Source organism: Pseudoalteromonas sp. PS5 (assembly GCF_004103255.1).
In the GTDB taxonomy this organism is placed as follows: domain Bacteria; phylum Pseudomonadota; class Gammaproteobacteria; order Enterobacterales; family Alteromonadaceae; genus Pseudoalteromonas; species Pseudoalteromonas peptidolytica.
Map to the genome: position 1 here is coordinate 14,599 of NZ_RCSQ01000042.1, position 11,790 is coordinate 26,388.

The 11,790-nt window shown below is 39.7% G+C and carries 10 protein-coding genes; 8 read left to right on the forward strand and 2 right to left on the reverse strand.

What is annotated here, in order from left to right; all coding sequences use genetic code 11:
- The first annotated feature begins 55 nt into the window (after positions 1 to 55).
- The 6 genes from cmk (at position 56) to pyrF (ending at position 5,049) form a co-directional block, all read left to right on the forward strand.
- Entirely contained in the window at positions 56 to 772 is a 717-nt protein-coding gene (cmk, locus tag D9603_RS05640; protein WP_128730591.1) for a (d)CMP kinase, read from the forward strand.
- 96 nt (positions 773 to 868) lie between these two features.
- Positions 869 to 2,536, forward strand: a complete 1,668-nt coding sequence (rpsA, locus tag D9603_RS05645; RefSeq protein WP_125253920.1) for a 30S ribosomal protein S1 — start codon at positions 869 to 871, stop codon at positions 2,534 to 2,536.
- A 62-nt stretch (positions 2,537 to 2,598) separates the two neighbouring features.
- Positions 2,599 to 2,889, forward strand: coding sequence for an integration host factor subunit beta (gene ihfB / locus D9603_RS05650; RefSeq protein ID WP_010377033.1), 291 nt, complete (start codon positions 2,599 to 2,601; stop codon positions 2,887 to 2,889).
- A 17-nt stretch (positions 2,890 to 2,906) separates the two neighbouring features.
- Positions 2,907 to 3,140, forward strand: a complete 234-nt coding sequence (locus D9603_RS05655; protein WP_241651592.1) for a LapA family protein — start codon at positions 2,907 to 2,909, stop codon at positions 3,138 to 3,140.
- A 33-nt stretch (positions 3,141 to 3,173) separates the two neighbouring features.
- Positions 3,174 to 4,310, forward strand: a complete 1,137-nt coding sequence (locus D9603_RS05660; RefSeq protein WP_128730592.1) for a lipopolysaccharide assembly protein LapB — start codon at positions 3,174 to 3,176, stop codon at positions 4,308 to 4,310.
- 28 nt (positions 4,311 to 4,338) lie between these two features.
- Positions 4,339 to 5,049: an orotidine-5'-phosphate decarboxylase gene (gene pyrF / locus D9603_RS05665; protein ID WP_128730593.1), complete on the forward strand. Its 711-nt coding sequence runs from the start codon at positions 4,339 to 4,341 to the stop codon at positions 5,047 to 5,049.
- A gap of 63 nt (positions 5,050 to 5,112) precedes the next feature.
- Here the strand turns inward: pyrF and D9603_RS05670 are convergent, their stop codons facing one another.
- Both D9603_RS05670 and D9603_RS05675 read right to left on the reverse strand, forming a co-directional pair.
- The gene (locus D9603_RS05670) at positions 5,113 to 5,898 is read right to left on the reverse strand and encodes a hypothetical protein (protein WP_128730594.1); all 786 of its coding nucleotides are present in this window, start codon (positions 5,896 to 5,898) and stop codon (positions 5,113 to 5,115) included.
- A complete protein-coding gene (locus D9603_RS05675) occupies positions 5,898 to 7,697 on the reverse strand; it encodes a 6-hydroxymethylpterin diphosphokinase MptE-like protein (protein WP_161972720.1) in 1,800 nt (599 codons plus the stop codon). Before D9603_RS05675 ends, D9603_RS05670 begins: the two co-directional genes overlap by 1 nt.
- 595 nt (positions 7,698 to 8,292) lie before the next feature.
- Here D9603_RS05675 and D9603_RS05680 point away from each other — a divergent pair.
- Entirely contained in the window at positions 8,293 to 10,329 is a 2,037-nt protein-coding gene (locus D9603_RS05680) for a bifunctional 2',3'-cyclic-nucleotide 2'-phosphodiesterase/3'-nucleotidase (RefSeq protein WP_128730596.1), read from the forward strand.
- Positions 10,330 to 10,746: 417 nt separating this feature from the next.
- The gene (locus D9603_RS05685; RefSeq protein WP_128730597.1) at positions 10,747 to 11,784 is read left to right on the forward strand and encodes an efflux RND transporter periplasmic adaptor subunit; all 1,038 of its coding nucleotides are present in this window, start codon (positions 10,747 to 10,749) and stop codon (positions 11,782 to 11,784) included.
- The last annotated feature ends 6 nt before the right edge of the window (positions 11,785 to 11,790 follow it).

Consider the following 11,790-nt stretch of genomic DNA (forward strand, 5'->3'; position numbering starts at 1 on the left):
AATTGACGTATACTGTGCGCCGTCAAATTCAGGTGAGCATTTTTAGGAGGTCTAAATGCAGGCAGCTATGCCAGTTATCACCGTAGACGGCCCAAGTGGTTCAGGCAAAGGAACTGTTTGTCGCTTGTTAGCTGAAACATTAAATTGGGAAGTGTTGGACAGTGGTGCGATTTATCGCGTACTTTCTTTGGCTGCACTACACCACCAAATTGCTACAGACAACGAAGAGGGGTTAGTCCCACTCGCTGCCAATTTGGATGTACAATTTTCAATAGATAAAGAAACTAAAAAAAGCAAAATTGTACTTGAAGGTGAAGACGTCACAAACACCATTCGCAATGAAGAAGTTGGTGCGGCAGCATCAAAAATTGCGGCACTTCCTCGCGTGAGAGAAGCTTTACTGCGTCGTCAACGTGCTTTTAGAAGCGAAGTAGGTTTGATAGCAGATGGACGTGATATGGGAACGGTTGTGTTCCCTGACGCAGAGCTCAAAATTTATTTAACGGCAAGCGCAGAAGAACGTGCTCGTAGACGATTTGTTGAGTTGAATGAAAAAGGCCATGATGTTACACTAAGTGGTCTGTTGGAAGACATTAAAGCTCGCGATGATCGCGATATGAATCGCAAGGTTGCCCCATTAGTGCCTGCCAGTGATGCTATTGTTGTTGACACAACAGAGCATAACGCTGAGCAAGTGTTCGAACAGGTTATGTCTTTTATCCAAGACGCCATTGTGGCAGGTAAGCTTCCTAAAAGTTGCTTGCCGAAGTAATTTTTAATGACACAGGCAGGAAGCTAGTGTTTATTTAACAACCCCATGCAGCATGGTTGCTAATTGGTAATTTAACTTTATAGAGACGTATTTAGTATGTCAGAAAATTTTGCGCAGTTATTTGAAGAAAGCCTACAGGGTTTTGAAGTTGAGCAAGGCTCAATCGTTAAAGGTACAGTAATCGCTATCGAGAACAACGTTGTTCTTGTTGACGCTGGCCTTAAGTCTGAAAGTGCAATCCCTGCAGAGCAATTCAAAAATGCTGCTGGTGAACTAGAAGTTGCAGTAGGCGACGAAGTAGACGTAGCACTAGATGCAATCGAAGACGGTTTCGGTGAGACTATCCTTTCTCGTGAAAAAGCTAAGCGTCACGAAGCTTGGATCCGTCTTGAGAAAGCTTGTGAAGAGCAAGAGACTGTTACTGGTGTTATCAACGGTAAAGTTAAAGGCGGTTTCACAGTTGAAGTTGATTCAATCCGTGCATTCCTACCTGGTTCACTTGTTGATGTACGTCCAGTTCGCGACACCGCTCACCTTGAAGGTAAAGAGCTAGAGTTCAAAGTAATCAAGCTAGACCAAAAACGCAACAACGTTGTTGTTTCACGTCGTGCTGTTATCGAGTCTGAAAACTCTCAAGAGCGTGAAGAACTACTTCAAAACCTTGTTGAAGGTCAAGAAGTTAAAGGTATCGTTAAGAACCTTACTGACTACGGTGCATTCGTAGACTTAGGCGGTGTTGACGGTCTTCTACACATCACTGACATGGCTTGGAAGCGTGTTAAGCACCCTTCAGAGATCGTGAACGTAGGTGACGAAATCAACGTTAAAGTACTTAAGTTCGACAAAGAGAAGACTCGTGTTTCTCTAGGTCTTAAGCAACTTGGCGAAGATCCATGGGCTGCTATCGCTGGTCGTTACCCAGAAGGTGCAAAGCTTACTGGTCGCGTAACTAACCTAACTGACTACGGCTGTTTCGTTGAAATCGAAGAAGGCGTTGAAGGTCTAGTACACGTTTCAGAAATGGACTGGACTAACAAGAACATCCACCCTTCAAAAGTAGTTTCACTAGGTGATACTGTTGAAGTTATGGTTCTTGAAATTGACGAAGAGCGTCGTCGTATTTCTCTAGGTCTTAAGCAGTGTAAAGCTAACCCTTGGCAAGAATTTGCTCGTCTTAACAATAAAGGCGACCAAGTTTCTGGTAAGATCAAGTCAATCACTGACTTTGGTATCTTCATCGGCCTTGACGGTGGTATTGACGGTCTTGTACACCTATCTGACATCTCTTGGAATACTCCAGGCGAAGAAGCTGTACGTGAGTACAAGAAAGGTGACGAAATCACAGCTATCGTTCTACAAGTTGACCCAGAGCGTGAGCGTATCTCTCTAGGCGTTAAGCAAATCGATGCTGATCCATTCACTAACTACCTAGACGCCAACAAAAAAGGTGCTATTGTTAAAGGTAAAGTGACTGAAGTTGACGCTAAAGGCGCAACTGTAGAGCTAGGTGAAGGCGTTGAAGGTTACATCCGTGTAGCTGACATCGCACAGGAGCGTGTTGAAGACGCAACTGCTGCTGTTTCTGAAGGTGACGAAATCGAAGCTAAATTTGTAGGTGTTGATCGTAAGAATCGTACTATCAGCCTATCAGTTAAAGCTATCTTCGAAGCTGAAGAAAAAGAAGCTCTAGAGAAGCTTAAGAAAGAAGAGCCTGCGTTCGAAAACGCAATGGCTGCAGCTTTCAAAAATGCTCAAAAAGACTAATTAATAAGTCTTTACACTAGGAAGGGCGCTTAGCCCTTCCTTATACCCTTAAAGGAAACATTATGACAAAGTCTGAATTGATAGAACAACTTGCACTGCAGCACGCTCATGTTCCTGTTAAAGATGTAGAAAATGCGGTAAAAGAAATCCTTGAACAAATGGCTGGCTCATTATCAGACTCGGAACGCATAGAGATCCGCGGTTTTGGTAGTTTCTCGCTTCATTTCCGTTCACCTCGTACTGGTCGTAATCCTAAGACTGGCGAAACAGTTGAATTAGACGGTAAATATGTCCCGCACTTTAAGCCAGGCAAAGAACTGCGCGATAGAGTAAACGAAAGCTTAAATAATTAAGTCTAACGGAGCAAAACTTGGTTGCAGTATTGAAAAAGGGATTAGCTGTTGTTGCCATACTGATTGCATTTTTAGTTGGAACACAAAATCCACAAGTAGTTGGTGTCAATTTTGTAATTGCAAGTGCAGAGTTACCACTCGCAACCTTAATGAGCATTTGTTTAGCGTTTGGAATAATGATTGGCTTATTGGTAACCGCACCGGTTTTATCTAAGCTTAAATGGCAGAACCATCGCCTAAAAAAAAAGTAATAGTAAGCTTAGCCAAGCAACCGAACGCTAGTCATGATCGAGCTGCTGTTTTTATTACTACCTGTGGCCGCTGCATACGGTTATGTTATGGGTAAAAATAGTGCTAAAAATCAAGCACTAGAACAAAGCAGGCAGATCACCTCAGAATATAGTAAAGGCCTGAAGTTCCTATTAGATAGAGAGGAAGATCAAGGTCTTGAACATCTTACCAAACTTTTAGAAATCTCTGCAGATTCAGTAGATCATTATCTTACCCTTGCATCTTTATTTAGGAAGCGAGGAGAGCTAGATAGAGCAATCAAAATTCATGAACTGTTACTTAAACAGCCAAATCTTGATGAAGAAGTTGTTAAATCATGCCGTTTAGAACTTGCTCAAGATTACATATTGGCAGGTTTATTAGATAGTGCCGAGGAGCACTTAGTTATTCTAGTAAAATTGGGTTTTAAAGAGGCGCTTGATCCGATTTTAAACCTCTACTCTCAAACTAGAGACTGGCGTAAAGGAATGCATATGTATGAGGCGCATTCTGAGTTATTCAAAAAAAATTCCCATTGTGCAACGATTGCAAATTTTTACTGTGAAGCTGCTGTTCTCGAAAATAACCCAAGCTTATTTGAAAAGGCGACCTCTCTTGCCCATGAAACGGTTAGGCCTCTTTATGAAATGGGAAAAGATGCGTATAAACACGATGACTATGTTAAGTGTATATATTATTGGCGTAAACTTGTAAGTCAGTTTGTATTTATGGCTCCTCTAGTGTTAGAAGAGCTTGAATCTTGTTATGTTAAATTAAACATTCACGAACAGTTCTTTGAGTTGATATCTGAATTATTAGAGAAAGGTGGGGTATTGATTAGAATAAAGTTTTGCCAAGGTATGGTAAGACAAGGGAAAATCTCAGGGGCCGTAGAGTTTCTAACTGATAGTTTAAAGCGTGAACCATCAATTAGAGGCTTTAGTTATTTGCTACAACTTATAAGTGGTAAAGATGCTAAAATTGATCACGTATTGCAAGAAATAGATAAACTGGTTAAGTCTTATATTGCGACTAAACCAAATTATCAATGTGGTCATTGTGGATTTACAAGCCATACGATGTATTGGCTATGTCCCTCATGTAAACACTGGGAGTCTCTAGCTCCAAGCCGTGGATTAGACGGTTATTAAATTTTTGATTTGGCCAAATAGGGTAACTATGTCGACACAAGATTTTAAAAAGGTTTTGATTGCGCTTGATTATAATAATGAAGACGCTGCATTATCATTTGTTTCTCAACTTTCACCTGACGAATGCCGATTGAAAGTGGGTAAAGAAATGTTTACCTATTTTGGCCCACAGTTTGTAAACAAACTTGTAGACATGAACTTTGATGTATTTTTGGACCTAAAGTTTCACGATATTCCCAATACAGTCGCAAAAGCAGTAGCAGCTGCTGCTGAGCTAGGGGTATGGATGGTGAATGTTCATGCAAGTGGTGGTCATGAAATGATGTCAAAGGCGAAAGAAGCCTTAACAGTTTACGGTGATAAAGCACCGCTACTTATTGCCGTTACAGTCTTAACCAGTATGGATCAGGGTCAATTGCTTAAACTTGGAATTGAAAAGACTCCGCAAGAGCAAGTGCTGTATTTAGCAAAACTTGCAAAGGAGTCAGGTCTTGATGGAGTCGTTTGTTCTGCACAAGAGGCAGAATTGTTAAAACGTGAGCTTGGTGAAGAGTTTAAGCTTATTACACCAGGGATCCGACCAGCAGGAACAGATGCTGGCGATCAAAAGCGAATTATGACACCACAAAAAGCTGTGCAAGCTGGTAGTGACTATCTTGTTATCGGTCGTCCTATCACACAAGCTAAAGATCCTGCAGCAGCATTAAAAGCGGTTAACGATAGTATTGTAGCCTCATAAAAAAATACTGTTATATAACGAAGAAAAAGCCAACGCCAACGCTCCATGAGCGTTGGCTTTTTTTTATTGTCCTAGTTTTAAGTCACAGCCATAAGCATAGTAATAATCTTCTGAGAGATATTGTGCATATACTCTCGTCTTATTATTTTTATTGATGTACCAGTCACCCATAAAGGTATAATTTGGATCTTCGCTTGTCTTAAAGATGAACTTCTCTAATTTATGAGCATCGGTAGCACCAATCTTCAAAGTTAAAATATTTTTCTTAACTTTATAATTGCCTCTAGCAATAAAGTCTGCACCCCTATCAATCTCTGTTTGTTCTGTCGCCCTAGCTATAACTAAGTTTTTATTTGTTCTGACACAAATGTCATAAAGAGGGGATCTAAACCCATATTGCTCATATTCAACGTGTAATACGCCTTTTGTTATTTCAGTACTAGAATATGGGAACGTTGAGCTACCAGTTGAATCGCCAGTACCAAATGAATCACCAGTACCAAATGAATCGCCAGTACCAAATGAATCGCCCGTACCAAATGAATCGCCCGTACCAAATGAATCGCCAGTACCAAATGAATCGCCCGTACCAAATGAATCGCCTGCACCAAATGAGTCGCCTGCACCAAATGAGTCGCCTGCACCAAATGAGTCACCTGCACCAAATGAGTCACCTGCACCAAATGAGTCGCCTGTGCTAAATATATCGGCGCTATATTCAGAACCTAGTTGATATGCAGCGCTATGCTGCGCGGTTTCTCTGATATTGTCTGCGGCAGAGGCCACTGATTGAGTTGTGTTTACTAAGATGACTGAGAGAGGTAGAACTGCAAAGATGTTGAATTTCATTATCTATCCTTATTTAAATTTATAATTTCTAACTTTATTTGTGTGATAGCTTTTACAAGCTGTTCCTTTATTTCTCTTATATATATATCCTCACTATTTTTTGATATGTGATTTGTGTGGTTTTGTATTGAAAACAAAATATATTTAAGACTTCCTGATAGAAGGATCATTGCTGCTCTATCATAGGTATTTTCCTCTAACTCTCTGATAGTTTTTGAAAGTCCGTTAACAACGTCCCCATAGCTAAAAGAAGATAATATTTTCCTATTTAGGCTGTTAATAACCTCAACTATAGATGAGACATTTTTATTTATAGCTTTACGAGTTGAATTGACAGTTTTAAATGTAGATATTGTATGTAAAAGGTATTCATTATTGTATTCAGTGACGTCACATGGAAACTTCTGAGTAGGTAACGTACCATCTATTTTTGCACCATTGCTTATATTATAAATTTTTACCTTTGGGTTTACTCTAAACAATGATTCTAATGATTTCTTTGACTCATTAAATATTCTTGTCGTAAGTACTTTATCGGTATTATTTCCTTTTACATAAAAGCTACCTTTAAATTTGGATTTACTTAGGCGGTCACTTTCATTGTAGTATTGAGAATGTATACTATGATGTTCTTTTTCATCAATAAACCCGTAGTCACATCCAGACAATATAATTTTCTCAACTCCCATGTAGATTAGCGCTGCAGCAGCTGCATTTGTTACCGTTGGGTTACAGTGATACAAAAGATCAATATTATTGCTTAGCTTTATTATTTCTGATGCTGAATCGTTAGCTTTGAAAAAAACAAGTTTATTTTTAAATAAAGATAATGTTTTTGGTGAAACAGTGTTTAATGTCAGCAAAACTGTATTTTTTAATGCCGGATCACATAGATAACGCTCTTTCAACGTGTGATTACTTTCAGTTCTTTCCATTTCTACATGTATATGCGGAGTGATATTATTTTTTAGTAAGCTAGCTAAAGAGGTACCGCAGGAAACGATTAGGCCTTTAAAGCTTTTTATATCTTGGATGACTAAGTCTAATGATGGGCCGTTTCCAACAATTAATGCTGTTGTGTTAGAAAAGCAAGAGAAGTCTGATTTTTTAAATACTCTTAAACTATCATTATTTGCTAACGTGTGTCTTATACCTATGATTTCATCTTCGGCATATCCCCACATGCTCACAAGAGAGTTTCTCCACTCTGTGAATTTTTCATATATTTCATCAAATAGCTCGTTGTTGTAGTGTCGATACAAGCTAATGTCAGCAAGTATTCCACAATGCCGCTCGGTTAAGTACTGCTTTATCTGAAATAAAAATGATGAGTAGTTTTGACACTGTAGAACTTTTAAATTTCCTCCTCTTTTTATACATGTTTCGCGTAAAGAATTGAGGTTTATATTGTTATATGCAATAGTTTCTAGCGCTTTGTTATTTTCTATAACAATTACATCTACGTAGTTTAACTTCTCAAGTAATAGTGGTACATGGTAGCCAGCACCCAATCCCAGCACTATTAAGGTACTTCTGTTGGGGATTGAATTTGCCCTAAAGCCAAGCTTTTGTGCCACATCATAAGCTTCGTTTATAAATTTCTGATGTGAAAACTGGGTGCTATTTCTGGAAAAGCTTAAAGAAAGGTGTGTGGGTTGTTTAAAAAATAACTCGACTTGCTGATTACATGCGGTTTTTGCATCGCCGCCATAAAACTTTGTCTCAATTTGCTGTAATGCGTTTTCATCAAGGCAGGAAGATACATTGAATTTGATATTACTATCTTCAGTGAATTCCATATACATTCTATTCCGTTTAAACTTTCAGTTATGTTTTTATTTTATAATTTTATTGCTTTTATTTAAAGTATTCATATTACTATCCATAGCTGTTACCTTCCAAGCGACAGTGCAATTCATCAATTCCTGAAGAGTTGAGAAGGCTAACTTATCGACGCTTAGCCTGAAAGTTACAAGCTATTTATCGAAATCTTATGGCATCAAGCTAATTAAATAAATTATATACACTCAAAGCTAGCGAATAACTCTAGCTTGCTTTTTGCTACTACACAAGGTTGAAATAGAGTAAAACGATTATTCATTCACCTGCCCCAAATTAACATTAACTCAGTTTAGTGTGCAAATGTTGTCAGTTGGATAAACTGTCCAACAGCTTATAAATCTCTGTCATACAGAGGCTCTTTTCATAATCAACTAACAGGTTTAGTAACGTCATATTTGTTGCATTTAACTGCCACAAATTTTTAGCTTCTCTGACTTTTTTACCTCGTATAGTGACATCCGCCATGCAAAATGCAATGGCTTGATATTGATAGGCAATACTCAAATTCACTTAAGCATACGTGAGTATGCAGATAACGCTAAGAAAGGACTTATGAATACAACACGACTCCCAATAGCACTGCTTTTAGGTGTGGCAAGTATAATAACTGGTTGCTCAGACTCTGATAATGACGTTGAAATAAATACACCTAAGGTAGCTGAGCTTCCCAAAGAGGGCACTTTGGTTTCTCTACGTTTATTAGAGACTACGGATCTACATGCAAACATCCTGAACTACAACTACTTTTCTGACAAGCAAGATGACAAAGTTGGACTAGTTAAAACCGCAGCTTTGATCCACCATGCTAGAAGCGAAGTGAAAAACGCCATGCTTGTTGATAATGGCGATTTAATCCAAGGCAGCCCACTTGGTGATTATATAGCTAAGATAAAAGATTTAAAGGAAGGTGACGTGCATCCTGTTTATAAAGCAATGAATACATTAACGTATGACGTTGCAAATATTGGTAACCACGAATTTAATTTCGGCCTAGAGTTTTTGGAAGAGGCAATTAATGATGCCAATTTTCCTTATATTAGCGCCAATGTGTTTAAAGTTGATGGCGACGAAGACGAATCAAATGACGTCCCTTTTTTTACCCCTTACATTGTTAAAGAAAAACGGTTTCTTGATGAACTTGGTAAGGAGCAAGTGATTAACGTTGGGTTTATTGGGTTTGTGCCACCGCAAATTATGCAGTGGGATAAGGCCAACCTTGAAGGTAAGGTGATAGCCAAAGATATTATAAAAATGGCGGAATATTATATACCCAAAATGAAAGCTGAGGGTGCGGATATCATTGTTGCTATTCCACATTCAGGGTTAGATGTAAGCGCTGATAAACCAATGGCTGAGAATGCCTCTTATGCGCTGTCGAAAGTTGAAGGTATTGATGCCATTATGTTCGGCCATGCACACGCCAATTTTCCCGGGGCTGGCTACGGCGATTTACAAGCTTATGGTATTGATAACGAAAAGGGTACGATTAATGGTGTTGCAGCGGTGATGCCGGGATTTTGGGGAAATCATTTAGGTATAATTGACTTAGATGTTCGGTTTAATTCAGGAGAATGGGTTGTGGTCGATTCTCAATCAACGCTCAGGCCAATTTACGAGACTGATGATAATCGTAATACTGTTTCTTTGGCAGAGAGCGACGCAACTATTGAAGCCGCGATTCGTCATGAGCATAATGAAACGCGGACTTGGGTCAATGAACCATTCGCAAAAATTACCAATACCGTTAATAGCTATTTCGCTTTGGTTAATGACGATCCATCTATTCAGATCGTTACTGATGCACAAGCATGGTATACCGCAAAAATCGTCCAAGGTACGGAGTTGGAAGGTCTGCCTATTCTCTCCGCTGGTGCACCATTTCGCGCAGGTCGAGGTGGGCCCGATGATTTCACCGCGATTCCTGCCGGAGACATTGCTTATCGTAACGTAGCTGATATGTATATTTATCCAAATGTGCTCAAAGTACTGAAGCTGTCGGGTGCTGAAGTTCGTGAATGGCTTGAAATGTCTGCTGGACAATTTAACCAGATCACAGCAAACACTGAGGGGGTTCAGGCGTTGATCAACCCCGATTTTCCTTCTTATAATTACGACGTGTTAGATGGCGTAACTTATCAAATTGATGTTACCGAGCCTGCGCGTTACGCAGCAAATGGTGACAAGGTCTCTAACGGCAATCGGATCAAAGCACTTAAATATCAAGGCGAACTAGTAACAGATGAGCAAATTTTCTTAGTGGCAACAAATAACTATCGCGCTTCGGGCGGCGGTAACTTTCCACATGTATCAGCTGATAAAATAGTGGTTGATTCACCAAATGAGAACCGTCAGGTCGTTGCAGATTACATTACGTATGTCAGTGAAAAAAATGGTGCAAAGGGTTTAGATCCATCCGCAGATATGAACTGGTCATTTACTTCTGTGGTTGGCGCACATATTGAGTTTTTTAGCTCAGCGAGCACTGATGCAGAGTTATATAGTCAGCAGTTTATTCATATTCTCCCTACCGGAAAAACCAACGAAAATGGATTTGCGCTGTATCAGTTAGATTTAACACAACCACTGTAACTTTCATAAAAGCCGCCGATTATCTATTCTTCGGCGGCTTCGTTCACTATGAAATGAATAGATTGCCTGTTGCTTAAACACGTTTCCTAGCTCACTAGTCAGGGACTATCGTTCACAATCGATTTTTAACGCTCTTCGGGTCAGTTTCAACCAAGATATATACAATCAAACTTTGTCTATGCACAACTTTATATTTAAGAGATTATTGCTCGTCGCTTTTTGATTGCTACCTTTAACATCATATCAACTACCTTTTTATTCCATTTAACATGTTTGGATGGTAATGATTGCTATTTGTGTTAATGTGTCCTCGTTTTGGCAACTTTACGTATTGGACGGAACAGTTTGTCAATCTGCTTGTATTCTTCGAGTGTGAACTCAAAGGGTTATGGTCAAATAATTTTGGAACAATGTAATATGAAAAGCGTTTGCTTAATTTTATTCCTGTTGCCTTTCTATTTATTTGCTGATGCTGCCAATGTGGTAGTGGCAGAAGTGAAACAACAGAAACTTCAACGAACATTATCTTTAACAGGATCGATCAGCGCCGCCCAGCATGCTGAGGTATCAAGCTTAACGGATGGCGTGGTGACAACTATTTTAGCTGAAACCGGTGATATAGTTACTGCACAAACTGTCCTGCTAGGTTTAGATGCCGCATTGATAAACGCGGAGCTTAAAAGTTTAGAAGCGGCTCTAGAGCGAGCTCAAGTTGAACGAAATAACGCATTAAGGCTCGTAAACGAAGCCAAATCCTTATCAAAACAAAAATTGTTTGCACAAACAGAGCTTGCAGAGCGAAACACTAGACTGAAATTAGCAGAGGCCTCGTTATTAGAAGCGCGAGCAAATATTACATATCAACAAGAATTGTTAAATAGACACCAATTACGCGCACCTTTTTCCGGTGTTATTGCAAAACGTACGGTTGACTTAGGTGAGTGGGTAACCCGAGGCCAAACGGTCTTTGAATTGGTAAGCGAAGCAACACTTTGGCTTGATTTACAAGTACCTCAGGAGTATTTCCAACTGGTTAAAGTTGGCAGCGCAGTTAATTTCAATGTCGCTGGTGATACTTCTTTGGTACATCAAGCAAAAGTATTAGCTAAGCTTCCTGTGGTCGACCAAGCTAGCCGGACTTTTCTACTTAGACTGGTTGTAGCAACAGATAGCGGGCTGCGAGTCGGCGCTTCAGCGACAGCGCAACTGCCTCTGGTCGATGCACAACAAAGTGTCGTTATTCCAAATGATGCAGTACTGCGTCACCCTGATGGTGGCTTCAGCGTATTCGTTGTAGATAACGGTAAAGCAAAGCGCCAACACATAAAAGTTGGTAGTAGATTAAACGGATATATTGAAGTGACTTCAGGCTTGCAGGTTGGTGAGCAAGTGGTAGTGGAAGGCAATGAGCTGTTACAAGCCGATCAGCTGTTAAATATCGTGCCGAGGCTATAGGAGTAG

Bases quoted from the DNA above. Each gene is read 5' to 3' on its own strand.
- cmk (WP_128730591.1), top strand. From the start codon at position 56: ATGCAGGCAGCTATGCCAGTTATCACCGTAGACGGCCCAAGTGGTTCA.
- rpsA (WP_125253920.1), top strand. From the start codon at position 869: ATGTCAGAAAATTTTGCGCAGTTATTTGAAGAAAGCCTACAGGGTTTT.
- ihfB (WP_010377033.1), top strand. From the start codon at position 2,599: ATGACAAAGTCTGAATTGATAGAACAACTTGCACTGCAGCACGCTCAT.
- D9603_RS05660 (WP_128730592.1), top strand. From the start codon at position 3,174: ATGATCGAGCTGCTGTTTTTATTACTACCTGTGGCCGCTGCATACGGT.
- pyrF (WP_128730593.1), top strand. From the start codon at position 4,339: ATGTCGACACAAGATTTTAAAAAGGTTTTGATTGCGCTTGATTATAAT.
- D9603_RS05670 (WP_128730594.1), bottom strand. From the start codon at position 5,898: ATGAAATTCAACATCTTTGCAGTTCTACCTCTCTCAGTCATCTTAGTA.
- D9603_RS05675 (WP_161972720.1), bottom strand. From the start codon at position 7,697: ATGGAATTCACTGAAGATAGTAATATCAAATTCAATGTATCTTCCTGC.
- D9603_RS05680 (WP_128730596.1), top strand. From the start codon at position 8,293: ATGAATACAACACGACTCCCAATAGCACTGCTTTTAGGTGTGGCAAGT.
- D9603_RS05685 (WP_128730597.1), top strand. From the start codon at position 10,747: ATGAAAAGCGTTTGCTTAATTTTATTCCTGTTGCCTTTCTATTTATTT.